This is a genomic window from Xenophilus arseniciresistens, assembly GCF_028023875.1.
GTDB lineage: Bacteria > Pseudomonadota > Gammaproteobacteria > Burkholderiales > Burkholderiaceae_C > Xenophilus > Xenophilus arseniciresistens.
The window spans coordinates 210,229-235,928 of sequence record NZ_JAQIPB010000001.1 but is presented as its reverse complement, the minus strand read 5'-3'; the positions used below and the strand labels follow the sequence as shown (position 1 = coordinate 235,928).

Here is a 25,700-nt window from a genome sequence, read left to right as displayed (position 1 = left end):
CCGCTCGCACCTTCCTCAGATCACACCTGTCTCGCGCAGTGAGGCCAGCGCTGCCGCATCCAGCCCGAGTGCGCCATAGACCTGCGCGTTGTGCTGACCCGTGGCCGGGCCCGTGTCGGGCGGCACGAAGCGCCGGCCCGCAAAGCGCGGCACCGCCGTTGGCGCCGGCACCTGGCCGAACTGCGGATCGGGCAGGTCGACGAAGGCGCCGCGCGCGCGCATGTGCGGATCCGCGCGCAGGTCGGCGATGGAGTAGACGCGGCTGAAGGGCACCTGCTCGCGCTCGAGGTCTTGCGCCAGCGCCTCGAAAGGACGGCAGGCGCACCAGCCGGCAATGATGGCGTCCAGCGCCTCGAGATGGCGGATGCGGGCCGCGCTGTCGGCGAATCGCGCATCATGCGCGAGCGCTTCCTGGCCCATGGCCCGGCAGATGCGCGCAAATATCGGCGTGCCGGTGCCCACCAGCGTGAACCAGACGCCGTCGGCCGCGCGGTACACGTTCGACGGGGCGGTGTAGGTCGCGCGCGAGCCGGTGCGCGTGCGCACCACGCCGCCGATCTGGTGCTCGGCGGCCAGCGGGTCGAGCAGGCGCATCATGGCTTCGGTGGCCGACAGGTCGATCTCGGCGCCGCGTTGCTGCCCGGGCGGCAGCGCGTTGCGTTCGGCCAGGGCCGTGCTGATCGCAAAGGCGCCGAACAGGCCCGCCACCATGTCGCCCAGCGGAAAGTTCATGTGCTGCGGCGGGCCGTCGGGCTCGCCCGTGAGCTGCGTGAAGCCGCTCATGGCTTCGAAGATGCGGGCAAAACCCGGTCGGCGCGCATAGGGGCCGGTCTGGCCGAAGCCGGTCAGCCGCAGCACGATCAGCCGCGGATTGGCCGCGTGCAGGGTGGCGATGTCCAGGCCCCAGCCGTCCAGCGTGCCGGTGCGGAAATTCTCCACCAGCACATCGACCTCGGGCAGCAGGCGCAGGAAGAGCGCGCGCCCTTCGGGCCGGCGCACATCGAGCGAGATGCCCTTCTTGCCGCGGTTGGCGGTCTTCCAGAACAGCGGCTGGCCCTCATGCACGGGGCTCAGGCCACGCAGCGGGTCGCCGCCCTGCGGCAGTTCGAGCTTGAGCACCTCGGCGCCCATGTCCGCACACAAGGTGGCCGAGAAAGGAGCGGCCAACACCGTGGCCATGTCCAGGATGCGCACGCCGCGAAGCGGCATGTGCTCCTGCTGCGGCAGCGTCGACGAATTGGTGGCGCCCATCAGTTGCTCTTGAGGTCCACGCGGCGCAGCACGGGGTCCCAGGCGCTGCGGTTGTCGGCGATGCGCTTGTCGAAGGCCGCGGGGCTCGGGTCCTGCGGCGCGGCACCCAGCTTGGCCAGCTTGTCCTTGAGGGCGGGCAGCGCCATGGTCCTGGCCAGCGCGCCGCGCAGCGTGCCCAGCACGGCTTCAGGCGTGCCCTTGGGCGCGACGATGCCCACCCACAGCCCGCTGTCCAGGCCTTGCAGGCCCAGTTCCTGGAAGGTGGGTACATCGGGCGCGGAGGGCGAGCGCGTGCGGCCGGTCTGCGCGAGGATGCGGATCTGCCCGCCGCTCATGTAGGGCAGGGTGCCACCCAGGTTGTTGCACATCACCGGAATGTGGCCGGCCACCAGGTCGCTCACGGCCGGCGCGTTGCCCTTGTAGGGCACGTGCTGCATGCGGATGCGGGCCTGGTGGTTGACCATCTCGCACACCAGGTGCGAAGGCGTGGCCACGCCGGCCGAGCCGAAGGCCAGCTTGCCGGGCCTGGCCTGCTCCGCGGCGATCAGCTCGGGCAGCTTCTGGAAGGGCGTCTTGGCATTCACCGCAATCACGTTGGGCAGATCGGCCACCAGTCCGATGGGCAGGAAGTCATCCACGGGATTCCAGTTCAGGCCCTTGTGCACATAGGGCAGGAACACATTGGTCAGGCCCGCCATCAGCAAGGTGTAGCCGTCGGGCGCGGCCCGGGCCACCACCTCGGAGCCGATCAGGCTGCCCGCGCCGGCGCGGTTTTCCACCACCACCGGCTGACCCAGCGCCTGGCCCAGTTCCACCGCCACCTCGCGCGCGACCAGGTCGGTGCTGCCCCCGGCCGGAAAGGGCACCACCAGCTTGAGCGGGCGATCGGGGAAGGCGGCCAGGGCCGCTGTCGTGCCAAGGGTCAGGACGAGTGCGGCCGCCAGGCGCGCGAGGCGCGGCCGATTGGGGAGGGTCTTCATCATGTGTGTTGTCTCCGGCTTGCTGGTTGTGTCAGCGCTGCACACCTTCGCGCAGCGCAAGCTTGGCGATGTTGAGCTGATGGATCTGGCTGGTGCCTTCGTACAGTCGGAACGGCCGCACGTCGCGGTAGTAGCGCTCGATGGGACTGAAGTCGGCCACATAGCCCGAGCCGCCAAACATCTGCACTGCGCGGTCGGCCACACGGCCGCACATCTCGGACGCGAAGTACTTGCACATCGAGGCGCTCAGCGCGACATCCTCGCCACGGTCGCGCGCGCGGGCCGCTTCGAGAACCATCGAGCGCGCGGCATAGATCTCGGTGCGGCAGTCCGCGATCAGCGCCTGCACGAGCTGGAACTCGGCCACCGGCTGGCCGAACTGGCGGCGGCCCTGCACATGCTGCATCGCCAGATCCAGCATGCGGATGGCCGGGCCCGTGCACAGCGCAGCCAGGTGCAGGCGCTGCTTGTTGAGCACCTTCATCACGGTGCGAAAGCCCATGCCTTCCTGCCCGCCGATGAGCTGGTCGGCCGGCACGCGGCAGTTGTCGAAGCGCACGTCGGACACGAAGGAGCCCGCCTGGCCCATCATCCGATAAGGCTCGCCGGTGCTCAGGCCCGGCGAGCGTTCGACCACGAAGGCCGACAGTCCCTGGCTGCCGCGGCTGCCATCCTCGGTGCGCGCGATCACGGTGAACAGGTCGGCCACGGGCGCGTTGGTGATGAAGCGCTTGCTGCCATTGAGCACGTAGAAGTCGCCCTCGCGCCGGGCCGTGGTCTGCAGGGCGCTGGCTTCGGAGCCTGCTTCGGGCTCGGTCAATGCCAGGCAACCCGTGAGCTCGCCGCTGGCCAGACGCGGCAGCCAGCGCTGCTTCTGCGCCTCGGTCCCATCGGCCACGAGCGCTTCGGAGCCAATGCCGGTGTTGGTGCCCACGCGGGCGCGCAGCGCCACCGAGGATTGCGAAAGCTCCATCGCGCACAGCACCAGTTCCTCGGTCGTCAGGCCCAGGCCGCCGTAGGCTTGCGGAATGCTCCACCCGAAGTAGCCCTTGCGCCGCAGCTCATCCACCACTTCGGGTGGAATGTCGTTGGCCCGGCTGACTTCTTCTTCCAGCGGATGCCAGCGCTCGCGCACGAAGTTGCGGATGTCCTCCAGGAGGCGGTCAAGTTGGTCGGTGTCTCTGATCATGGTGGGCCGACTCTAAGAAGCAGCCTGCCAATGCGCCGCATGGTGTTTCAATAGTTGAAATCACGATGCGCGGCACCGGGCGCCGCGCGCCAGAATCCGCAGCCAGCCAGTCAGGGATTGCAGCCATGAAACACCATGACGATCTGCGCCGCGTGCGCGAGCAGGACCCGTACTTTGCCGGCACGCTGGCCAAGGGCCTGCTGATCCTCCAAGCCTTCGTGGGCGACCCACGGCCGCATGCCAACAGCGAGCTGGCGGCCAAGCTGGGCCTCTCGCGGCCCACGGTTTCGCGCCTGTGCCGCACCTTGCAGACCCTGGGCTTTCTGGACCATGACGAGCGGCTGGACCGCTATTTCATCGGCCCGGCCGCCATGGCGCTGGGCTATCCCTATGCCATCAACCTGCCGCAGCTGGGGGCGCTGCGCCCGGCGATGCAGGAGCTGGCCGATCGCATCGAAGGCGCGGTATCGGTGGGCGTCACGCTGGGGCTGGATGTGATCTATGTGGAGACCAGCACGCACGAGCAGGGCACGTTGATGCGCCCGGGCATGGGTGCGGTGCGCAGTGTGGTGGCCACGGCGATGGGTCGGGCCTGGCTGGCGCAGCTGCGGGCCCCCGAACGCCAGAGCTTCATGGCCCGCGTGCGGCGCGAACGGCCGGCCGAGTACGCACGGTGCGCCGAAGCCGTGCGCGAAAGCGTGTCGCAGTATGCGCATCGCGGCTTTGCCATCAACCTGGGCGACGCGGGGCTGAACGTGCTGGCGGTGGGCGTGGCGGCACGCCTGCGCCATGGGCCGCGTCAGCTGCTGTTCAACGGCGCCGTGTCGGGGCTGCGCACGAAGAAGGCCCGCCTGCTGGACAGCGTCGGCCCGGCGCTGGTGCAACTGGTGCAGGCGGCAGACCGGCATTCGGGCCTGCAGCTGTACTGAAACAAAAACCCTCCAGGCCGCTTCGCTGGCGCGCAGCGCCATGGACGCAGCACTCAGCCCTGCTGCGCGTCCATCCGCACGCGCAGCAGCGCCCGCACCAGTCCGTGGTCGGTGCGCGTGCGGTCGCGGCCTTCGTGCAGGTGGTCGTTGAAGTAGTCCACGCGCCGCACGTCGCCGATGGCGCGGCGCGAGCCGACGGCGAATTCCTCGCTCACGAAGATCTGGTCCAGCACTTCGGGGTGGCCCTGGTGGATGTGGGAATAGGCCACGTCCTTCTTGAGCGCCGATTCGCCCTGCATCTCATAGGCGTTGAACAGCGCCACGTCGCGCGCGGCCTTGTCGTAGAAGGCGTCGGAGGTCGCGGCCACCAGTTGCGTGGTCACGCTGTGCGGGTGGTCGTTGAAGTCGCCCATCACCACCAGCGGCACGCGGCTGTCATCGAGCAGGTCGATCACGATGCAGCGCAGGGCCGCGGCCTCGGCCGCGCGCATCAGCAGCGAACGCAGCGAGGCGCGCGCCGCAATCTTGTGGTCGTCGCGGTTTTCCAGCGGCTGGCCCGCGGCGTCGATCAGGAACTTGGGCCGCTTGGACTTCAGGTGCACGGTGAGCACGTTCACGCTCTGGCCGTGCTTCATGCGCAGCCGCGCCAGCAGGGGCGGGCGTTCGAAGCGCACATGACGTCCCAGCTCGGGCACGTCCACCGAGAGGCCCTGCGGGAAGTCGACGAAGGAACGAAGCTCTTCCACCTTCAGCCGCGTGACGATGCCCACGCGCGGCGTGCCCTGCGCACCCTGGGCCGGCGGCGTGCTTTCGGCGCCGGGCACGGCCACGCTGTCGTAGCGCAGGCCGCTGGCGGCAATGGCGTCCTTCAGCGCGGTGTCGTCCCACACTTCCTGCACGGCCAGCACATCCGCATTGAGCATGCGGATGCGCTCGCCCAGCCAGTCGATCTTGCGCTGGTACTCGCGCGGGTCGTAGGGCTCCTGGTTGGCGTAGAACAGGCGCTGCGGCCGCGCCAGGTTCAGTGCATTGCAGGTGGCGACGAAGAGGGTGGCGTAGTTCGGCGGAATCTCATGCATGCCGCCATTGTGGCCAGGGCCCGTGGCAGCCTGTGCGGCGCCTTGCGGCGCGCCGACAGGCAGGCGTGAAAAAGGGCGCCGAAGCGCCCTCGATTCCGGGTGTGGCGATCAGTAACCGCCGCGACGTCCACCGCCGCCACCGCCACCGTAGCCACCGCCACCACTGCGACGGCCACCGCCGCCGCCACCGCCGTTGCGGTTGCCGCCGCCGTAGCCACCACCACCGCCGCCGCCGCCACTGCGACGGCCACGGCCACCGAAGCTGTCCACGCTGGTGCGCAGCGGATCGGGCTGGCCGGCGCCGCCACCACCAAAGCCCTCGGTCTCTGCGCGGCGATGGGCCAGCGCGTCGGCATGCGAGGGGCTGGCCGTGTTGCCGAAGTGCTTGGGCTGGCGCTCGGGGCGCTCGCGGTCTTCGTACAGCGCATGCGGGGTGGCATGCTGCGGGCCGTTGTGATGGCGCTTGGGGCCGTTGCCGTTGTTCTGGCGCGGGGGCTGGCCGCCTTGCACGTTGCGCGGGCCGCGGTTGCCGCCGCCGTTGCCACCATTGCCGCCACCGCCGTTGGCGCCGCGGCCCTGACCGCCGCCCTGGCCGGCCTTCTTGGCACTGCCGCGCTCGCCCTGCGTGGCCTTGTTGTCACGGATGCGCTGCATCATCTCCTGGCGCGCGGCCTTGGCGGCTGCGGCCATGACTTCGCGGCTGGGCGGGCGGCCGGCGCCGCCCCACAGGGTCTGGCGGCCCATGGCGATGGGCTCGGCGATCTCGCCTTCGTCGGGGCCGAAGCCCTCGATCACCTGCACCGGGATCTGCTGCTTGGTGAAGCGCTCGATCTCCTGCATGAAGCCTTCCTCGTCCAGGCAGACCAGGCTCACGGCCTGGCCCTCGCGGCCGGCGCGGCCCGTGCGGCCGATGCGGTGGACGTAGTCTTCGCTGACGTTGGGGACTTCGTAGTTCACCACGTGCGGCAGGTCATCGATGTCGATGCCGCGCGCCGCGATGTCGGTGGCCACCAGGGCGCGGATGTCGCCGCTCTTGAAGCCGGCCAGCGCCTGGGTGCGCGCGCTCTGGCTCTTGTTGCCGTGCAGGGCCATGGCCGTGATGCCGTTCTTCTCGAGGAACTCGGCCACATGGTTGGCGCCGAACTTGGTGCGCGTGAACACCAGCACCTGGCTCCAGTTGTGCTCGTTGATGATGTGCGCGAGCAGCTGCTTCTTCTTGGCGCGGCCCACCGGGTGCACGACCTGCGTGATGCGCTGCACCGTCGTGTTGCGCGGCGTGACCTGGATGCTCTGCGGGTTGCGCAGCAGGCCGTTGGCCAGCTCGCGGATCTCGTCGCTGAAGGTGGCCGAGAACAGCAGGCTCTGCTTGTCCTTGGGCAGCAGGGCCAGGATCTTCTTCACGTCGTGGATGAAGCCCATGTCCAGCATGCGGTCGGCCTCGTCCAGCACGAGGATCTCGACGGTGGACAGGTCCAGGTGGCCCTGCTGCTGCAGGTCGAGCAGGCGGCCCGGGGTGGCCACCAGGATGTCCACGCCGCGCTTGATGCGCTCGATCTGCGGGTTCATGCCCACGCCGCCGAAGATGACGGTGGAGGTGAGCGGCAGGTTCTTGCCGTAGGTGCGCACGGATTCTTCGACCTGCGCGGCGAGTTCGCGCGTGGGCGTCAGCACCAGGGCGGCGATGCCGTCCTTGCCGAACTTGTTGGTCTTGCCCTCGCCCTTGGAAAGCTTGTGCAGCAGGGGCAGGGTGAAGGCGGCCGTCTTGCCGGTGCCGGTCTGGGCGCCGGCCAGAAGGTCGTGGCCTTCAAGCACGGCGGGAATCGCCTGGGCCTGGATGGGAGTCGGGGTTTCGTAGCCTTGCTCGCGCACGGCCTTGAGGATGGCCGGGGCCAGCTTCAGTTCGTCGAAGTTCATTGAGTCAAAAAAGAGCGCCATGCACGGCGCGGTGTTCTTCTTGGGTGTCTGCCCGCCGTGGTTCGCCCTGTTTGTGTGGGGGCGCCTGGGCCAGTCGAGGGCAGATCGGTTGGAGGCGGGAGCCTGGAAGCTCAGAAGTTCCGTCGTCCCCGGCAGGAAAGCCGTGTTGCGGGTGACCGGGCCCGGCAACCGCGCGATTGTCGCACGACTTGCGGCCCGGCAGCAGCGGCGCGCGGCTTTTGCCTGCAGCGCAGGGGCAATCGGGCACATGCAGGGATAATCCACGCTTTTGCGCGCGGCCCGTTCGCGGCCCCGGCACTCCCTGGCAGAGCAGCGGAGTGCCTGCGCGCCTCCTGCTTCAAGAAACCGCACAGAACGCCATGGCCCAGTACGTCTACACCATGAATCGCGTCTCCAAGACCGTGCCGCCCAAGCGGCAGATCTTGAAAGACATTTCGCTGTCCTTCTTCCCCGGCGCCAAGATCGGCGTGCTGGGCCTCAACGGCTCGGGCAAGTCCTCGCTGCTCAAGATCATGGCCGGCGTGGACAAGGAGATCGAAGGCGAAGCCATCCCGATGGCTGGCCTGTCGATCGGCTACCTGGAGCAGGAGCCCAAGCTGGACCCCGAGCACACGGTGCGCGAATCCATCGACGAGGCCATGGGCGAAGTCAATGACGCCAAGAAGCGCCTGGAAGAGATCTACGCCGCCTATGCCGAGGAAGACGCCGACTTCGACGCCCTGGCGGCCGAGCAGGGCCAGCTCGAAGCCGTGATCGCGGCGGCCGGCACCGACTCCGAACACCAGATCGAAATCGCCGCCGACGCGCTGCGCCTGCCGCCCTGGGACGCCAAGATCGGCCTGCTCTCGGGCGGCGAGAAGCGCCGCGTGGCGCTGTGCAAGCTGCTGTTGTCCAAGCCCGACATGCTGCTGCTGGACGAACCCACCAACCACCTGGATGCCGAATCGGTCGAGTGGCTGGAAATCTTTCTGCAGCGCTTCACGGGCACCGTGGTGGCCATCACCCATGATCGCTACTTCCTGGACAACGCCGCCGAGTGGATCCTGGAACTGGACCGCGGCCGCGGCATTCCCTACAAGGGCAACTACAGCACCTGGCTGGAGCAGAAGGGCGAGCGCCTGGCGCAGGAGCAAAAGAGCGAGGAAGCCCACGCCAAGGCCCTGAAGAAGGAACTGGAGTGGTCGCGCCAGAACCCCAAGGCCCGTCAGGCCAAGAGCAAGGCGCGTCTGGCCCGCTTCGAGGAACTGTCCGACGTCGACTACCAGAAGCGCAACGAGACCAACGAGATCTTCATTCCCGTGGCTGACCGCCTGGGCAGCCAGGTCATCGAATTCAAGGGCGTCTCCAAGAGCTTCGGCGACCGCGTGTTGATCGACAACCTGTCGATGAACATCCCGGCCGGTGCCATCGTCGGCATCATCGGCCCCAACGGCGCCGGCAAGTCCACGCTGTTCAAGCTGATCGCGGGCCGCGAGCAGCCCGACAGTGGTGAAGTCATCATCGGCCAGACCGTGAAGATGGCCTACGTGGACCAGTCGCGCGACGCGCTGGCCGACGACAAGACCGTGTGGGAAGACATCTCGGGCGGCCTGGACATCATCAACGTCGGCAAGTTCCAGATGGCCAGCCGCGCCTATGCGGGCCGCTTCAACTTCAACGGCCAGGACCAGCAGAAGAAGGTCGGCAGCCTCTCGGGCGGTGAGCGCGGGCGCCTGCACCTGGCCAAGACGCTGATCCAGGGCGGCAACGTGCTGCTGCTGGACGAACCCTCGAACGACCTGGACGTGGAAACCCTGCGCGCGCTCGAAGACGCGCTGCTGGAGTACGCCGGCACGGTGCTGGTCATCTCCCATGACCGCTGGTTCCTGGACCGCATCGCCACCCACATCCTGGCGGCCGAAGGCGACTCGCAGTGGGTCTTCTTCGACGGCAACTACCAGGAGTACGAGGCCGACAAGAAGAAGCGCCTGGGCGAGGAGGGCGCCAAGCCCAAGCGCGTGCGCTTCAAGGCGCTGAAGTAAGCGCCGCTGCCGGTCATCCTCACGACGGTGACCGGCCGCCCCTGCCGAAGAGCCCGCCGGTCCCGCCGTCGGGCTCTTGTTTTTTGGGCCCGTCGGAGCCCTGAATCCGGATCGAGGAGACGCCCATGCGCCGATTGGCCCAACCCGAAGACCAGGCGAAGGTCCACGCCATCCACAGCCACCCGCAGGTCTCGCCCTTCCTGACCTACGAGCCGATGTCGCTGCACGACTTCGGGCCGGTCTATGCGGAGATGCTGTCCAGCGGCGCTTTCTACGTCTGGACGGTGCGGGGCCAGGTGGCGGGCTTCTACCGCATCACGCGCTACCCGGGCCGCGCCAGCCATGTGGCGCTGCTGCGCACGCTGGCCGTGGACCCCGATGCGCAGGGCCAGGGCATCGCGCGTGCCATGGTTGAAGACGCGCTGCTGCATCTGCGGGCCGACGGCGTGCGGCGCGTGGAGCTCTATGCCGAAGCCGACAACCCGCGCGCACTGCGCTTCTACGAGCGCCTGGGCTTCGTGCGCGAGGGGCTGCTGCGCGGCTTCTACCGCCGTGCGGGCGAGGCGCAGGACGTGGATGAAGTCGTGATGGGCCTGCTGCTGCCGCAGCAGCAGCAACAGCAGGCGCGCTGAACCCTCAGCCCTCGGCGCGGAACAGCCCCAGGATCAGTTCGCGCGCCCAGCGCAGCATGGGGTCGTTCTCGTAGCGCGGGCTCCAGTGCAGCGACACGGTGAAGCGCTGCGCCGGCAGGGCCGCATCCATCAGCGCGTAGCCGCCGTTGTGCGCAAAGTCGCTGGCGATGTCCAGCGGCATCAGCACCGCCAAGTCGGTTTCGCGCACGATGGCCGACACGGCCAGGAAGTGCGCCGCCGTCAGGCGCACGCGTGACTCCAGCCGCAGCATGCGCAGGATGCGCAGCGTCTGCGCATGCGAGCGCACGGCCACGTACTCGAGCTTTGCCAGCTCGTCCACGCCCAGTGCGCGGGTGCGCCGACGCCGGGCCATCAGCGGGTGGCCTTCGCGCAGCAGCACGCCGTAGCGGTCGTCGAGCACGCGCGCCTGCTGCGTGCCCTGCACCGAGGGCAGAAAGCCCAGCGCGAAATCGAGCGCGCCGCTGTCCAGCGCCAGCGCGATCTGCTCGTGCGGCCAGGGCATGGTCTCGGCCCGCACGCCCGGCGCCTGCGCATGCAGCGCCGCCATCAACTGCGGCAGGAAGCGGGCCTCGCCGATGTCGCTCAGGTGCAGGCGCAAGGTGGCCTGCGCACTGGCGGCCTCGAAGGGCTGGTCGGCATGCAGCACGGCCTGCAGCGTGGCCAGCGCGGTCTGCACGCCATGGGCCATGCGCTGGGCGCGCGGCGTGGGCGCCACGCCGCCGCCCGCGCGCACGAACAGCGGGTCTTTCAGCAGCAGGCGCAGCCGCGTCAGCGCCTGGCTGGTGGCCGGCTGCGCCATGCCCAGCAGGGCCGCGGCGCGGCTCACGCTGCCGGCGCGGTAGATCGCATCGAACACGCGCAGCAGGTTCAGGTCGAGGTCGTTGACGTGCATGGCAAGGGGTACAAGATGTGCGCCAGTATGCCTGTTGGGCATGAAAGATAGTGCCGGGAACGGCTTGTCCGGCAGGCCTTGCACGCCGAGACTGCGGGCAGCGCGTCACTCATGCGGCCAGGGTTCATTCATGCCCACAGCCACTGGGCCGACGCATGCCTTCTTTTTCGCCGCCCCTTCGCTCCATGCTGATGTCTTCGTCTTCTTCCGCGCCGGCCGCCCCCACTGTCGATGCTGCGGCTCCCAGCACCGTGCGCACCGCCGTGCTCGCGCTGCTGCGCCAGATGGGCATGACCACCATCTTCGGCAACCCGGGCTCCACCGAGCTGCCGATGTTCCGCGACTTCCCCGAGGACTTCCGCTACGTGCTGGGCCTGCAGGAGGCCGTGGTGGTGGGCATGGCCGACGGCTATGCCCAGGCCACGCGCCGCCCGGCCATCGTCAACCTGCACTCGGCTGCGGGCGTGGGCAACGCGATGGGCAACATCTTCACGGCCTTCCTCAACCGCACGCCGCTGGTCATCACGGCCGGTCAGCAGGCGCGTTCGATCCTGCCCTTCGACCCCTTCCTGTTCTCGGCCCAGGCCACCGAGCTGGCCAAGCCCTACGTCAAGTGGAGCATCGAGCCCGCGCGCGCGCAGGACGTGCCGCAGGCCCTGGCCCGTGCCTGCTACGTGGCCATGCAGCCGCCCTGCGGGCCGGTGCTGGTGTCCATTCCGGCCGACGACTGGGAGCAGCCGGCTGCGCCAGTGCCTGTGCGGCAGGTGGGCACCGGCCTGCGGCCCGATCCGGCGCTGCTGGCGCAGATCGGCGATGCGCTCGATGCCAGCGCGCGTCCGGCCATCGTGGTGGGGGCGGGCGTGGACCGCGACGGCGCCTGGGACGAGGTGCGCGCGCTGGCCGAGCGGCACCAGGCGCGCGTGTGGGTGGCGCCGATGTCGGCGCGCGGCGGCTTCGCCGAGGACCATCCGCTGTTTGCCGGCTTCCTGCCCGCGATCCGCGAGCGCATCGTCGAACGCCTGGCCGGCCATGACCTGGTGCTGGTGCTGGGCGCGCCGGCCTTCTCCTACCACGTCGAAGGCGAGGGCCCGCACCTGCCCGAGGGCGCGCGGCTGTGCCAGCTGATCGACGATGCGCACACGGCGGCCTGGACGCCCGTGGGCCTGGCGGCCCAGTGCAGCATCGGCCTGGGCGTGCGCGACCTCCTGGCCCGACCCGCGCCCGCAACGCCGCGCACGCCGCCCGCGCCGCGAACGCCGCTGCCGCGCGCCGAGCCGCCCGCGCCGGGCGAGCGCATGTCGGTGGCCTTTGCGCTGCAGACGCTCAACGAGGTGCGCGATGCGGGCTGCATCGTGGTCGAGGAAGCGCCGGGCTCGCGGCCCGTGATGCAGGAGCGCCTGCACTTCACGCGCAGCCACACCTTCTTCACCATGGCCAGCGGCGGCCTGGGCTGGGGCATGCCGGCCACCGTGGGCGTGGCGCTGGGCAGCCCGGGGCAGCGCGTGATCGGGCTGATCGGCGACGGCTCCAGCATGTACTCGATCCAGGCGCTGTGGAGTGCGGCGCAGCTCAAGCTGCCCATCACCTTTGTGATCCTCAACAACCGGCGTTATGCCGCATTGCAGGACTTCGCGCCCGTGTTCGGCTACGCCCCGGGCGAGACGCCGCAGGGCACGGCGCTGCCCGACCTCGACTTCGTGGCCCTCGCGCGCGGCCAGGGCCTGGACGCCCTGCGCGTGAGCGATGCCGGCGAGCTGGCCGGCGTGCTGCGCCAGTCGCTGCAGGGCGATGCGCCGGTGCTGGTCGAGATCGAAGTGGATTGATCGCGCGCTGCTCCCAGCGGGCGGCAGCGACATGGAACAAGAGATACCGGCGCCCCGCGGGCGCCTTCACGGCAGAGAACGGAGACAGACACACATGCCCAAGCCTTCCTCAACCCTTCGCCCCACGCTGCCGCGCCGCCGCGCCGGCCTGCTGCTGGGCGCAGCCATGGCCCTGGCGCTGCCGGGCATGAAAGCCTGGGCCCAGCCCGATGCCTGGCCCGGCAAGCCCATCAAGCTGGTCGTGAACTTCCCGGCCGGCGGCGCGGCCGACCAGATCGCGCGGGCCATCAACACACCGCTGCAGGAGGCGCTGGGCCAGCCCGTGGTGATCGAGAACCGTGGCGGCGCCGGCGGCAACATCGGCGGAGACGTGGTGGCCAAGTCCGCGCCCGACGGCTACACCTTGCTGCTCAGCTCGGGCGGCATGGTCTCGGTCAACCCCTTCATCTACGCCAAGATGCCTTTCGATCCGGCCAAGGACCTGGTGCCCGTGGCCGCTGCGGCACGCGTGCTGGTCTTTCTGGTCGTGCGGCCCGACTTCCCGGCGCAGGACGCCAAGAGCTTCCTGGCCTACGTGAAGGCCAATCCGGGCAAGCTGAGCTTCGGTTCGCCGGGCAACGGCAGCTCGCCGCACCTGGCCACCGAGATGCTGAAGTCGCAGGCCGGCCTGGTGGCCACGCACGCGCCTTATCGCGGCGCGGCCCCGGCGCTGACGGACCTGCTGGGCGGGCAGCTGGACTTCCTGTTCGACCCGGGCGTGGCCGTGCCGCACATCCAGGCCGGCAAGCTCAAGCTGCTGGCCGTGGGCAGCCCCACGCGCTCGCCGCTGTTCCCCAAGGTTCCCACGCTGGCCGAAGCGGGGCTGCCGGGCTTCGATGCCGACACGGTGTTCGGCCTGTACGCGCCGGCTGGCACGCCGCCCGAGATCGTGGCGCGCCTGAACCGTGAAGTGAACAAGATCCTGGCGCAGCCCGGCCCGCGCGAGCGCATCCTGGCGCTGGGCGGCGAGGCTTCTCCCATGACGCCCGAGCAGTTCCACCAGCGCGCGATGAGCGACGCCCAGCGCTTCGGCAAGATCATCCGCGAGGCGAACATCCGCGGGGATTGAATTTCTGGCAGTCGGCCGCGACCAGGTCCGCGGCCAGCCAGCCGCGCAGGCTGTTGACGAAGGCCAGGGCCTTCACGCGCGGCAGCTCATCCACGCGCACCACAGCCTCCTGCAACTGGCCGCTTTGCACACGCAGCGCGCGGCCCACACCGCCCAGCAGGCCGCAGCGCAGCGGCGGCGTGACCCACGCGCCGCCGTCCATCTGCAGCGCAATGTTGCCGCGCGTGCATTCCGTCAGCTCGCCTTGCTCGTTCCACAGCAGGGTGTCGAACACGCCTTCGGCGCGTGGCGCGAAGGCCTCGTAGTGCGCGCGATGCGTGGTCTTGAAGCGCGTGAAATCGCTGTGCGCCTGCGCGAATGCACGGTCGGCCAGCTGCAGGCGCACGCGCGCAGGCGGCGCCTCCATCGCAAAGGCTTCGGCCCGCGGCATGCCCTGGGGATCGAGCAGCAGGCGCACGCGCCACAGGCCCTGGGGGTGTTGTGCGGCCAGCGACTGCAGCGCGGCCTGCACGCGCGCGCGCTGCCAGGGGCGGCCGAAATGCGCGGCTGCGGCGGCCAGCCGGGCCAGGTGGGCGTCGGCATGGCGCAGGCTGCCGCCTTCCAGCGCCAGGGTTTCCAGCAGATCGAAGGCTGTGTCGTGGTTCATGAGCGAAGGCGCGATGCGAGGGTGTCAAGAAAGGCCAGCTTGTGCTGCCACTCGTCCCATTCGGCGTCGGCCTGGGCGTCGGCCGTGATGCCGCTGCCCACGCCGCATTGGGCCATGCCGCCGCGCAGCACCACGGTGCGGATCGGGACGTTGAAGCGGGCGTTGCCGCCCGGCTGGACCACGCCCACGGCGCCGCAATACACGCCGCGCGGCGTGGACTCCAGGGCATGGATCAGCCGCATGGCGGCGACCTTGGGCGCGCCCGTGATCGAGCCGCAGGGAAAGAGCGCCGCGAACAGCTCGGCCAGCGTGGTGCCCGCGCGCGTGCGCGCCTGCACGTCCGAAGTCATCTGCCACACGGTGGGCAGCGCCTCGGTGCGCAGCAGCTGCGGCACGCGCACCGAAAAAGGCTGGGCCACGCGCGAGAGGTCGTTGCGGATCAGGTCCACGATCATCACGTTCTCGGCCTGCTCCTTGGGCGTGGTGCGCAGGCGGTGCGCATGGGCTGCGTCTTCCTCGGGCGTGGCGCCGCGCGGTGCGGTGCCCTTCATGGGCCGGGCCAGCAACTGCCCGCCCTGCCAGTCGAAGAACAGCTCGGGCGAGACCGACAGCACCTGCTCGTGGCCGGCGTCGATGAAGGCCGCATAGCCATCGGGCTGGCCCTGGCGCAGCGCGCCGAAGAGCTGCCGCGCATCGCCGCGCCAGGGCGCCTGCAGCCGCGTCGTGTAGTTGATCTGGTAGAGCCCGCCCTCGGCGATGGTGTGGTGGATCCGGGCCATCGATGCATCGAAAGCCGCGCGCGTCAGGCCGGCCTGCCAGCCCAGCGCGGGTCGCTCTTGCTGAGGCATGTCGATTTGCTGCGGCCAGGGCAGCGCGGCTTCATGCACGCCGAACCAGGCCAGCGGGCCGTCGGCCGGGTGCAGCGCAAAGGCCGCATCGAAAGCCGCGGCGGCCTCGTAGCGCAGGTAGCCCACGCACCAGTGGCCCTGGCGGGCCAGGGCTTCCACCGTCTGCAGCAGCGGCCGCAGTTCCTGCGGCCGGTGCGCGGCCAGCACGCGTGCGGGCGCGCCGAAGGCCGCGCGCAACCGGCCCGCGCGTGGGTCGGGGCTGTGCGGGTCGGCGAAGTCGATCAGGGCCTGCCAGGGCATCTCGCTCATCGGGGCGGCGCCTGCGTGCTGTGTTCCCGGGGCTGGCGGGCCTGCACGCGCTGGCGCACGGCCGCGATGTTGTGGCGCAGCGCGTAAAGCTCATCGGCATACGAAAGCGGCACCGCGATGCGGTCCACCACGCGGTCGAGCTGGTCCAGCTCCTCGAGCAGCGCCTGGCGGCCCTCCGGTTCATGGGCTTCGCCGGCATCGGCCCGCGCCTCCACCTCGCGCAGCCGCGCATACCAGCGGAACACGCGCCGGCGCACGCGGAAGGTGTAGAGCGGCGGCACGATGCGCGAAAGCGGCAGCAGCAGCACGATCAAACCGCCCAGCACCAGCCACATGCGCTCGATGAGGTTGCTGGCCCAGAAGGGCAGGTAGCGTTGCCAGAAGGGCGGCGTGCCGTTGATGGCGCGGTCGCCCTCGGCGCTGACGGGCAGTTCGCTGGTGCGCGTGTTGGGGAACTCGCGCGCGCCGTTGAACCAGTGCGCGCCGCCGTGGATGCCCTGCGCCGCCTGCGCGAAGAGCTGGCGCAGCGCGGGGTGCGTGTCTTCGCGCGTGAGCAGCGAGACCGTGGCCGCCAGCATCGACACATCCTGCGACGGCTGGTCGGCCGCCAGGTCCACGATGCCGCGCGGCAGATCGACGGCCGAGAAGAAGGGGAAGATGCGCGTGTAGGCCTCGGCCTGGCGCAGATCGAGCAGGCCGATGCCCGGACTGCGCAGCAGGCGCTGCACCAGTGGCGACTGCGGGGCCGACGCGAGCACCAGCGCATCGATGCGCCCGACCAGCAGGGCCTCGGTGGCGGCGCCGGGCTCCTGGTGCGACAGCCGCATCTGCGCCATGGCGATGCGGTTGGCGCTGAACATGCGCTCCATGATGTCGGGCACGCCGCTGCCGTGCTGGCCCACGTCCACGTGCAGCGGCTTCAGGTCGGCCAGCGAATCGAAGGGGCCCTGCCGCGCTTCGAGTCGTTTGGCGGCCTCCAGCCGGTAGAAGATCCACAGCGGCTCGTAGTACAGCGCGCCCAGCGACGTCAGGCCGGCCTGCTCGTCGGCCACCGGGTCGGCGCTGCCGCCGCGCACGAAGGCCACGTCCACCTCGCCGCTGCGCAGCAGCTGGAGGTTGTCGACCGAGCCCGTGGTGGGCCGCAGCCGCACCGTGATGCCGCTGGCCTGCAGCGCCTGCGCGTAGCGCTGGCCGAATTCGGCATCGGCGCTGCCGGCCGGGCCGGTGGCCAGGGTGACGGTCTGCGGAGGCTGCGGCTTGAGGTAGACATAGGCCGCGATCAGCACGCCGGCCACCAGAAAGAGCAGTGGCCCGGCCGAGGCGATCAGGTCCCTGAAGCCCAGCCACAGCAGCTTGAGGTAACGCGGGACGGCTTTCATCCGATGCACTCCCTCCCCCTCTGGGGGAGGGTCGGGGTGGGGGCTTGTGCGGGCGCTTCGCCGCTCATGGGGCGGGCCACCATCCCTGCCTTCCCCCAGAGGGGGAAGGAGAAAGACAAGGGGCGCGGGTGGCGGTTCACGGGGCCGGAGACCAGTCGGCGCGCCCAGGGAATTTGAGGCCCGCCGCGCCTTCGATGCTGCGCGCGGCGCGCACCGCGCGCACGGTGGCGCGGGCCACCACTTCGGCGGCCATGGTGCTCAGCACGGTCATGCCCGGGGCCGCGTCGCCCAGCGGCACGCGGCCGGTGGCCAGGGCGAACAGCGTGTCGCCGTCGCTCATGGTGTGCACGGGGTTGATGGCGCGGGCCAGCCCGTCGTGCGCCACGGTGGCCAGGCGGTTGGCCTGCACCTTGGTCAGCACGGCGTCGGTGGCCACCACGCCGATGGTGGTGTTGGTGCCGGCCAGCAGCGGGCGCGGCAGGCCACCGGCCAGCAGCGCGCGGCGCGTGTCGCGCAGCCGCCGGCCGTCTTCGGTGCGCGCGCCGGCAATCACTTCGCCGCTGTCGGGGTCGATCACGTCGCCCAGCGCGTTGCAGGCGATCAGCGCGCCCACCGTCACGCCGCCCACGGTGACCGAGGCGGTGCCGATGCCGCCCTTCATCGCATGCTGGGCGCCAAAGAGCTTGCCCAGCAGCGCGCCCGCGCCCGCGCCCACGTTGCCTTCGGCTGGCGGGGCGGTGGAAGCGGCGTCGCAGGCGGCACGACCCGCGGCGGCATTGGGTCGGATGCGCCCGCCGCTGGCCGGCAGGTCGAAGAGCACGGCGCCGGGCACGATGGGCAGCCTGCCGTAGCGCACGTCCAGGCCGACGTCGCGTTCTTCCAGCCAGGCCATCACGCCTTCGGCCGCGGCCAGGCCCCAGGCGCTGCCGCCTGCCAGCAGCACGGCATGCACCTGCTGCACGAAGTTGCCCGGCGCCAGCAGGTCGGTTTCGCGCGTGCCGGGCGCAGCCCCGCGCACGTCCACGCCCGCCACGGCGCCATCGGGCGTCAGCACCACGGTGCAGCCCGTGGGCGCGTCGGGGTGCGTGAAATGGCCGACCTTCAGGCCGGCAACGTCGGTGATGGCACCGGCGAACTCAGAAGCTTCGAAAGAGGTGGGGCTGGACATCGGGCGGGATCATACGAGCCGCCGGGGCCACTGAGCGCCTTCAATCCGCCTGGAAGCCCGTGGCCTTCACCACGCCAGCCCAACGCTTCGAATCCTGCTCCATGACGGTCTTGAAGGCCGCGCCGCAGCGGTCGCCCGAGGGCGTCAGGCCCGAGGCCACCATGCGGGTGCGGAACTCGGGCGAGGCCAGGGCCTTGCGGTGCGCGGCGATCAGCCGCTCGGCCACGGCCGGCGGCAGTCCCTTGGGGCCGATCAGGCCGAACCACACGGTGGTCTGCAGCTGGGGCAGGCCCAGTTCGGCCACGGTGGGCACGTTGGGCAGTTCCACCGTGCGCTCGGGCGCGGTGGTGGCATAGGCGCTGAGCTTGCCGGCCTTGATGTGCGGTGCGGCGGTGGCGATCTGCACGAAGCCCATCGGCGCCACGCCGGCCAGCATGTCGGTCACCTGCGGCGGGCTGCTGCGGTAGGGCACATGGGTCATGGGCACCTTGAGCGCTTCCGAGAACTGGTGGCCCAGGAAGTGCGCGGGCGAGCCCGGCGAGAACGAGGAGTAGGTGGGCGGCGGGTTCTGCGCCGCGATCCATTGCTTGAGCTGGCCGAAGTCGCCCTTGCCCACGCTGGGGTGGCTGGCCAGCACCAGGCCGGCGCCCACGCCTTCGCACAGCGGCGTGAAGTCGTTCAGCGTGTAGCGGGCCTTGCTGTTGGCATGCGGCGTGATCGTCAGCATGCCGGTGGTGCCCACCAGCAGCGAGTAGCCGTCGGGCTCGGCGCGCGTGAGCGCCTGCGCAGCCACCATGCCGCCCACGGCCTGCGAGTTCTCCACCACGATGGCCTGGCCCAGTTCCTTGCCCATCAGGTCGGCGATGGCACGGGCATAGGCGTCCGGCGGGCCGCCGGGCGCAGAGGGCGCGACCAGCTTGATGGACTTGCTGGGCCAATCCTGGGCCTGGGCCTGCTGGCCCAGGAGGGCGCAGGCGGCCAGCGCCCCGAAGGCGATGGCGAGGCGACGGGGAAGGCGGGGGCTGGCGTGCATGGGGGTGTGTCTCCGGTGTCCGAAAAAAGAAATGAAAAAGTGGCGCTGTCGTGCGAATCTGCTGGCGGATTGGCGAGCAGGCCGTTCAGCGCTGGGGCATGTCGCGCACCGAATAGCCCAGGCTCACGGCCGCGTCTTCGGGAATGGCGGGCACGGTGTCGTTCCAGGCCAGCCATTCATCGCGCATGGCGGCAAAACGCTCGGGTTCATGCGCGGCCAGGTTGGCGCGCTCGCGTTCGTCGCGGCTGAGGTCGAAGAGGTATTCGTTCGCATCCACGCGCAGGTACTTCCAGGGCCCCTTGCGCAGCGCGCGCTGCTGGCGGTGGTTCATGCGCCAGTACAGCGGGCGCTCGAAGGTCTGCGCAGGCTCGCGCAGCACGGCCGCCAGCGAGACGCCGTCCAGCGCATGCCCGGCAGGCGCCTGGCCGCCGCCCAGTTCCAGCAACGTGGCCGACCAATCCATGGTCATGCAGTGCTGCGCGCTCACGCTGCCGGCAGGAATGGCGGCAGGCCAGTGCGCGATCCAGGGCACGCGGATGCCGCCTTCGGTCAGGTCCATCTTGCCGCCCACCAGCGGCCAGTTGTCCGAGAAGCGCTCGCCGCCGTTGTCGCTGGTGAAGACGATCAGCGTGTTGTCCAGCAGCCCTTCGTCGCGCAGCGTGGCCACCAACTGGCCGATGCCCTCGTCCATGTGATGGATCATGCGGCGGTAGGTGTGGATGTCGCCGCCGCTCAGATGGAACAGGTTGGCCGCCACGCTGGGCGCGACCTCGGCGTCGTCGCGCGTTTCCCAGGGCCAGTGTGGCGCGGTGTAGTGCAGGCTCAGGAAGAAGGGTTTGCCCTCGCGTGCATCGGCCGCGCGCGCCTGCACGTGCTGCACTGCGCGGCGCGAGAGCAGGTCGGTCAGGTAGCCCGTTTCATGGTGCGGCTCCTCGCCCAGGAACAGATCGTGGTCGCCCTTGCCCGAGCAGTGGGTGAAGTAGTCCACCCCGCCGGCCATGATGCCGTAGAACTCGTCGTAACCCGAGCGCAGCGGGCCGAAGGCCGGCGGATAGCCCAGATGCCATTTGCCGATCAGCGCCGTGGCGTAGCCCGCGTCGCGCAGCAGCGAGGGCAGCGTGGGCAGCTCGGGCGGCAGGCCCAGCCGCGGATCGCCCTTGCTCTTGCTGTTGATGGGCTCTTCCATGCCGCCGCGCAGGCGGTACTGGTAGCGCATGGTCATCAGCGCGAAGCGCGTGGGCGAGCACACGGGCGAATTGGCATAGCCCTGGGTGAAGCGCAGGCCGCCTGCGGCCAGGGCGTCGATGTGGGGCGAGACGGGGCCGAAGTCGGCGGGCCGTCCGCCATAGCAGCCCAGGTCGGCAAAGCCCAGGTCGTCGGCCACGATGAAGATCAGGTTGGGTCGCATGGTGGCCACAGCTTAGGCGGCCATTGGCCATCCGTAAAATTGAAAATCGCGCACCAAAAATAAAAATATCTATGGATCCGAGACACCTGGTCCAGCTCGCCACCATTCTGGAAAAGGGCTCCATCACCCAGGCCAGCCGCCATCTGCACCTGACGCAGCCCACGCTGACGCACAACATGCAGACGCTGGAAATGCAGGCCGGCGGCCAGCTCTTCGAGCGCAGCCGCTATGGCGTGCGCAGCACCCCGCTGGGCGAGATGCTGGCGCGCGAGGGCCGGGCCATTGCACGCCAGCTGCGCGATGCGGCCGAGGTGACGGCGCGGCACCGTGGCGGCATACGCAACCAGGTGCGCATCGGCGTGGGGCCGGTGGTGGGGGCGGCCGTGATGGGGCCGCTGGCCCATACGCTGCTGGCGCAGTTGCCCGATCTGGCGCTGACCATCCACAGCGACCGGCCGCACCTGCTGATGGAGCAGTTGATCGACGGCCGGCACGACTACGTGATCGCGCCTTCGTGGCTGGAGCGCCCGCCGCCGGGCATTGCGCGCGAGCTGCTGGTGGCCGACGAGCTGGGCGTGTTCTGCGGCCAGGCGCACCCGCTGGCGCAGGGGCCGCTGGCAGCCGGCGCCGTGGACGGCCAGGCCTGGATCAGCCTGGGCACGGCCTCGCCCTTCGACCAGGACGTGCGCGACATGCTGCGCCAGGCCGGCGTGGCGCGCATGCGTGCCGAGGTCACGGTGCTGGGCGAAGCCTTCACGCTGCTGGAACTGTTGGCACGCGGGCGCCACCTGTCGGTGCTGCCGCGCTTTCCGCTGCGCCGGCTGATGCCGCGATTCGGCGTGGTGGAGCTGCCCTGGCCCGGCCCCGCCACGGCCCGCCCGATGTACCTGTGGAGCAGCGTGAGGGCGCAGGAGGATGCGGCGATGGCCCGCGTGGGCGCCCTGCTGCGCGAGCAGATGGCGGCCATGGCTGCCGGCGGCGCGGCCCTGTAGCGCTCAGCCAGCCGCGTGCGGCACCACCACCACGTCGGCTTCGACGATGTCCAGCGCCTGCCGGGCCACGCTGCCCAGCAGCAGTTGGGCCAGCGCGCCGCGCGGGGCGCGGCCGAGCACGATCAGCTCGTCGGGGTGCTGCTGGCTGTGTTCATACAGGCGCGCGGCCGGATCGCCCGTTTCCAGCGCCATGCGCGGGCGCGTGCGCTGCGCCTCGGGCAGCGGCAGCGCGGCCAGCCAGGCCTGCATCTGCTGCAGGGCGGCTTCGTGCGCGTTGCGCAGCGCCATGCCCTGGCCCAGCGCGTGGCGCAGGTGCGGCGGGGTGTCGAAGGCATGGAACAGCGTCACCTGGGCCTCGGGAAAGGCCGCCAGTGCCCAGCACAGCGCATGGCCTGCGCTGTCCGACAGGTCGGTGGCCACGCGCACGCGCGGGTAGGGCGCGCGCACGCGGTTGCGCACCACCAGCAGCGGCACGCTCGCGCGGCGCGCCAGTGTGTCGACGCTGGAGCCCAGCAAGATGCGGCTCAGCGCCTCGTTGCGGGCCACGCCGGTCACGATCAGCCCGGCCCGTTCGGCTTCGGCCACCGCCAGCACCGCGTCGGCCACGGGGCCCGATTCGACGCGCACGGCAAAGGGCAGCTCCTGCACGGCCAGGTCGGCGCGCAGGCGCTGCTCGGCCACGCCCAGTGGCGCGCGCGCCGGCCCGCCCACGCGGCGCAGGTCCTGCGGCGCCGTGGCCGGGTCGATCACGCTCAGCGCCACGGCGCTGGCGCGCCATTGCTGGCCCAGTTGCACGGTGCGGTCCAGCGCGCGGTCGCAGCGGCTGCTCAGGTCGGTGGCGAACAGGATGCGGCTGGGGGCTTGGGGCTGGCGGCTCATGGGCGGGATTCTCGGGCCGTGCCGGCAGACCCCGGGCGGCCGGCCTGCGGCAAGGGCAGCTGCAGGATGCGCCGCAGCTCCAGGATGGCCGCGGGATGCTCCTGCACGCTGTGGCCCGAGGTGATCACGCGCTCGGACTGCGCGCTGTCCAGGTGCGCGCTGGCATAGGGCACGATGCCATCGCTGCTCTGGGCCAGCGCGATGCCGGGGTCGATGCGGCCGATGATGGAATGGTGCGGCAACCCGGGCGCCATGGGCAGCGCCGCCGCCGCGCGCACGAAGGGGTCGCGGTCGCTCAGGTTGTCGATGCTGTTGGGGATGCGCTGCAGGGTGCTGCCCTCGGCCGATGCGCTGCCGCCGCGCTGCGGCGCCTGCGGGCCTGCCGCGTCGGCGCCGGGCCGCATCTGCGCCAGCAGGCGCGCCAGGTCGCCCGCTTCCTGAAGCATGGCCAGCGGCAAGGTCACCAGGTTGGCCACGCGGCGTGCGATGCGCTCTTCGGCAAAGGGCGTGCCGCGGTGCGGCGCGGCGATGAAGACGGCGCGCTGCACGCCGGGCAGCGGCTCGAAGCTCAGGAAGGCGCCCATGCCTTCGCGCGCCTGCGCGCCGCGTGCCTGCGGCGGCAGCAGCTGCCACAGCTGCTCGTCGGCCTGAGAGACCAGCAGCCGCGCCAGCACGCCACCCATGCTGTGGCCCACGAGCGTGATGTTGCGTGCCGCGACCGAGTGGCCGTCCGGGTCGTGGGCGCGGAGCGTGTGCTGCAGCGCCTGGCGGATGCTGTGCAGGTTCAGCGCCAGTGGCGCATTGGTGGGGTAGTAGACCTGCCAGACCTGGTAGTTCTGGCGCAGCTGCTCGTCGCCCATCACTTCGTTGGCCACGTTGACCCAGGCTTCGGGGCTGCTGGCCAGGCCGTGCAGCATCACGATGATGCGGCGCTCGGGGTTCCAGGGCTGCATGATCTGCACGCGCGGCGCCACGATGCCGTCGGACAGGCCGAACAGCGTGCGCAGCGACTGCCTGGCAAAGCCCGAGCGCGCGAGCCACAGCCCGTAGCCGGCCGTGAAGTTGGCTGCCAGCGGCACCTGCTCGCCGCCCAGCGTGGCGTGGCTGCTGCGATAGGGGTCGTACAGCAGCACGCGCACCTGGCTCGTGGCCATCACCTCGGCCAGCGTCCGGCCTTCGAAGCGCAGCAGCGCGGTGACGGAAGGGAACTGGGTTTCTCCCGCGCCGGGGTGTGCGGGCGGTGGCGTGCCGTTCCCCTCGGGGGTGGGCGGTGGCGCGGGCGGTTCCAGCACGGCCACGAACTCGGCGCCGAAGCCATCGCGCCGGTAGGTGTTGCGCAGCCCCGTGAAGCGCAGCGACGCGGCGGGCACCAGTTCCTGCGGCAGGCCGGCACCCGGCAGCGCGGGCATCTCCACCGTTTCGCCGCGGATCTGCCAGCGGCCGATGCGCGTGAGCGCCTGCGGGTCCTGCGGGGCCGGCGCAGCCTGCGCCTGCACGTCGCCGCGGTAGAGCAGGAACAGGCGCGAGACGGCCTGCTGCGCGGCGTAGTTGTAGTAGTCGCGCACCTGCGTCTGCCGGTCTTCGAAGGCCCGCTCGCCGGGCCGGCGTGCGGTGTGGAAGAGGTAGGCATAGGCGTGGCGCGCGGTCTCGATCCAGGCGTCCAGCACGGGGTCGCCGGCCGGCGCGCTGGAGGACACAGGCAGCGGCAGCTTCGGCGTGCCAACCGCGCGGGCCGTGGCCAGCGCGTGTTCCAGCCACAGCTCCGACAGCGCCGACAGCCGCTGCTCCTCGGTGATGCCCGCGGCCGTCTGCAGCGTCTGGCGGCAGGGCGCGGGGCGCTCGCGGCAGTCCTCGATGCCGATCACGCGCAGCACCTCCTGCGCGGTCTGGCTGAGCCGGCCCGTGGTCAGCATGTCGCCGCGCCGCTCGGCCAGGTAGTCGGCCGGCGAGATGGTGGACACGCTCACGGCCGCGCAGCCTGAAAGAAGACAGGCCAGCAGCAGCAGGAGCAGCGCAGGCATCGCGCGCATCTCCGGAAAGTGCCGGATGCAGGAGGCCGCAGACCGGCCCGGCATGGCGTTCGTCGATCTCATGGCATGCCCGGCATGCCGGCGCGGATCGCGCGCGAGAAAGACTGCGGATCGCCAGCGGCCGCCTTCGCGCGTTCGGTGATGCGGCCGGCGCTGCGCAGCGCCTGCAGATCCTGCCCCGGCGCCAGCGCGCCCACCTCGTGCACGTACTCGGGCAGGTAGCCCGAGGCCAGCAGGCGCCAGTCCAGCGGCAGGCCGCCCACGATGCGCTGCGCCATCTGGTAGACGATGGTGGTGCAGTTGGCCGTGAGCGTGTCGTAGAAGCGCGGCTGGCGCTGCAGCGATTCGGCTTCGGCCACATAGGCCAGGAACAGCGAGCGTATGGCCGCGGGCGCCATCTGCACGCGGTACAGGTACACGTCTTCGCCGCGCACGTTGGTGCGCACGCGCAGCAGGTCGCGTTCGTCGCCGGCCACCAGGCTCAGTTCGAACTGCTTGAAAAAGCCCGCCACGGCCGAGAAGTGCTCATGCCGCTCCTTGCGGATCTCGATCGAGAAGACCACCTGCTCGGTGCCACCGCGCCCGTCGTCGAAACCGAAGGACACCAGCGTGTGGGCGATGGCTGGCCCCATCCAGTACGACAGCCCCATGTCCACCGAGCGCAGCCGGTCCAGGTCGTAGCGGCGGGCTTCCCAGCGCGCGGTGTAGTCAGTTTCGCTGCGCCAGTCGAAGTTGCGCACGTTCTGCAGCAGCACCTGGCTGCCCTGCACGCGCGGCTGCAGGTGCCGTGCCACGTCGTCGGCCCAGTCGCGCTCGTTCGAGGGCGCAAGCCGCACCCACCAGCCCAGCAGCAGCGCAAAGGCCAGCCCGTAGCTCAGCACGGCGCGCGCGGTCTGGCCGCGCCAGATCAGCAGCAAGGCGGCCAGGGCGAACAGCCCCCAGGCCGCGACCGCGGCCAGGCGCCACGGCATGGAAATCGGAAGCTGGTAATGAAGCGCCAATGCAGCCCAGAGGGCCGTAAGCAGCAGGAGAAGGCTGTGCGCGCCGCAGGCCAGCCAGCCGGGGCGTCGTTCAGCCATGGCGGGGATGCTTGGCGGCTGGCTGGACCGCCGGGGAAGCTGTGAGGGGGCAGGGCATGGGGCGCGACT

General features: G+C 70.6%; 19 protein-coding genes and 1 pseudogene. 6 read left to right on the top strand and 14 right to left on the bottom strand.

All coding sequences use genetic code 11. The features are described from left to right. Positions 1–15: 15 nt before the first annotated feature. From PGB34_RS01010 to PGB34_RS01000, 3 genes are read right to left on the bottom strand one after another with little or no spacing between them, the layout of a single operon-like run. Positions 16–1,251 carry a CaiB/BaiF CoA transferase family protein gene (locus PGB34_RS01010; RefSeq protein WP_271426203.1) on the bottom strand — a complete coding sequence of 412 codons (1,236 nt, stop codon included), beginning with the start codon at positions 1,249–1,251 and terminating at the stop codon, positions 16–18. Continuing rightward, positions 1,251–2,234 carry a Bug family tripartite tricarboxylate transporter substrate binding protein gene (locus PGB34_RS01005; protein ID WP_271426202.1) on the bottom strand — a complete coding sequence of 328 codons (984 nt, stop codon included), beginning with the start codon at positions 2,232–2,234 and terminating at the stop codon, positions 1,251–1,253. The genes PGB34_RS01010 and PGB34_RS01005 overlap by 1 nt, the downstream gene beginning before the upstream one ends. 28 nt (positions 2,235–2,262) lie before the next feature. Next, positions 2,263–3,420 (bottom strand): acyl-CoA dehydrogenase family protein, encoded by a 1,158-nt coding sequence (locus PGB34_RS01000; RefSeq protein ID WP_271426201.1) that lies wholly within the window; start codon positions 3,418–3,420, stop codon positions 2,263–2,265. A gap of 125 nt (positions 3,421–3,545) precedes the next feature. Here PGB34_RS01000 and PGB34_RS00995 point away from each other — a divergent pair, with 125 nt between their 5' ends. After that, positions 3,546–4,349: an IclR family transcriptional regulator gene (locus PGB34_RS00995; protein WP_271426200.1), complete on the top strand. Its 804-nt coding sequence runs from the start codon at positions 3,546–3,548 to the stop codon at positions 4,347–4,349. Positions 4,350–4,402: 53 nt separating this feature from the next. On the opposite strand, the gene PGB34_RS00990 is transcribed toward PGB34_RS00995, so the two are convergent. Continuing rightward, a complete protein-coding gene (locus PGB34_RS00990; RefSeq protein ID WP_271426199.1) occupies positions 4,403–5,428 on the bottom strand; it encodes an endonuclease/exonuclease/phosphatase family protein in 1,026 nt (341 codons plus the stop codon). A gap of 108 nt (positions 5,429–5,536) precedes the next feature. Further along, positions 5,537–7,342: a DEAD/DEAH box helicase gene (locus PGB34_RS00985; protein WP_271426198.1), complete on the bottom strand. Its 1,806-nt coding sequence runs from the start codon at positions 7,340–7,342 to the stop codon at positions 5,537–5,539. Positions 7,343–7,722: 380 nt separating this feature from the next. On the opposite strand from PGB34_RS00985, the gene ettA reads away from it, so the two are divergent. Together ettA and PGB34_RS00975 are read left to right on the top strand one after the other, a co-directional pair. Beyond that, positions 7,723–9,384, top strand: a complete 1,662-nt coding sequence (ettA, locus tag PGB34_RS00980; protein ID WP_271426197.1) for an energy-dependent translational throttle protein EttA — start codon at positions 7,723–7,725, stop codon at positions 9,382–9,384. A 125-nt stretch (positions 9,385–9,509) separates the two neighbouring features. Next, complete coding sequence (locus PGB34_RS00975; RefSeq protein ID WP_271426196.1) at positions 9,510–10,016, top strand: GNAT family N-acetyltransferase; 507 nt, start codon at positions 9,510–9,512, stop codon at positions 10,014–10,016. Between the two features lie 4 nt (positions 10,017–10,020). Here the strand turns inward: PGB34_RS00975 and PGB34_RS00970 are convergent, their stop codons facing one another. Then, the gene (locus tag PGB34_RS00970) at positions 10,021–10,929 is read right to left on the bottom strand and encodes a LysR substrate-binding domain-containing protein (RefSeq protein ID WP_271426195.1); all 909 of its coding nucleotides are present in this window, start codon (positions 10,927–10,929) and stop codon (positions 10,021–10,023) included. Between the two features lie 191 nt (positions 10,930–11,120). Here PGB34_RS00970 and mdlC point away from each other — a divergent pair, with 191 nt between their 5' ends. Beyond that, positions 11,121–12,752, top strand: a complete 1,632-nt coding sequence (mdlC, locus tag PGB34_RS00965) for a benzoylformate decarboxylase (RefSeq protein WP_271426879.1) — start codon at positions 11,121–11,123, stop codon at positions 12,750–12,752. 94 nt (positions 12,753–12,846) lie between these two features. Beyond that, positions 12,847–13,860 carry a Bug family tripartite tricarboxylate transporter substrate binding protein gene (locus PGB34_RS00960; RefSeq protein ID WP_408647804.1) on the top strand — a complete coding sequence of 338 codons (1,014 nt, stop codon included), beginning with the start codon at positions 12,847–12,849 and terminating at the stop codon, positions 13,858–13,860. Here the strand turns inward: PGB34_RS00960 and pabB are convergent. The 5 genes and pseudogenes from pabB to PGB34_RS00935 all read right to left on the bottom strand — a co-directional run bounded on the left by pabB (position 13,829) and on the right by PGB34_RS00935 (position 20,651). Beyond that, a pseudogene (gene pabB / locus PGB34_RS23090) lies at positions 13,829–15,654 on the bottom strand (aminodeoxychorismate synthase component I). The gene PGB34_RS00960 and the pseudogene pabB sit on opposite strands and share 32 nt — an antisense overlap. 5 nt (positions 15,655–15,659) lie before the next feature. After that, positions 15,660–17,042 carry a TAXI family TRAP transporter solute-binding subunit gene (locus PGB34_RS00950; protein WP_271426194.1) on the bottom strand — a complete coding sequence of 461 codons (1,383 nt, stop codon included), beginning with the start codon at positions 17,040–17,042 and terminating at the stop codon, positions 15,660–15,662. A 136-nt stretch (positions 17,043–17,178) separates the two neighbouring features. Beyond that, positions 17,179–18,210, bottom strand: a complete 1,032-nt coding sequence (locus PGB34_RS00945; protein WP_271426193.1) for a P1 family peptidase — start codon at positions 18,208–18,210, stop codon at positions 17,179–17,181. A 40-nt stretch (positions 18,211–18,250) separates the two neighbouring features. Next, on the bottom strand, positions 18,251–19,243 hold the full coding sequence (locus PGB34_RS00940) for a Bug family tripartite tricarboxylate transporter substrate binding protein (RefSeq protein WP_271426192.1): 993 nt from the start codon (positions 19,241–19,243) through the stop codon (positions 18,251–18,253). An 85-nt stretch (positions 19,244–19,328) separates the two neighbouring features. Next, a complete protein-coding gene (locus tag PGB34_RS00935) occupies positions 19,329–20,651 on the bottom strand; it encodes a sulfatase family protein (RefSeq protein WP_271426191.1) in 1,323 nt (440 codons plus the stop codon). Between the two features lie 71 nt (positions 20,652–20,722). Between PGB34_RS00935 and PGB34_RS00930 the strand changes: the two genes are divergently transcribed. Beyond that, entirely contained in the window at positions 20,723–21,643 is a 921-nt protein-coding gene (locus PGB34_RS00930) for a LysR family transcriptional regulator (protein ID WP_271426190.1), read from the top strand. Between the two features lie 3 nt (positions 21,644–21,646). Here PGB34_RS00930 and PGB34_RS00925 read toward each other — a convergent pair whose 3' ends face one another. The 3 genes from PGB34_RS00925 to PGB34_RS00915 all read right to left on the bottom strand — a co-directional run bounded on the left by PGB34_RS00925 (position 21,647) and on the right by PGB34_RS00915 (position 25,631). Then, a complete protein-coding gene (locus PGB34_RS00925; RefSeq protein WP_271426189.1) occupies positions 21,647–22,522 on the bottom strand; it encodes a universal stress protein in 876 nt (291 codons plus the stop codon). Beyond that, entirely contained in the window at positions 22,519–24,543 is a 2,025-nt protein-coding gene (locus PGB34_RS00920; RefSeq protein WP_271426188.1) for an esterase/lipase family protein, read from the bottom strand. Before PGB34_RS00920 ends, PGB34_RS00925 begins: the two co-directional genes overlap by 4 nt. Positions 24,544–24,611: 68 nt before the next feature. Then, complete coding sequence (locus tag PGB34_RS00915) at positions 24,612–25,631, bottom strand: Lnb N-terminal periplasmic domain-containing protein (protein WP_271426187.1); 1,020 nt, start codon at positions 25,629–25,631, stop codon at positions 24,612–24,614. Between the last annotated feature and the right edge of the window lie 69 nt (positions 25,632–25,700).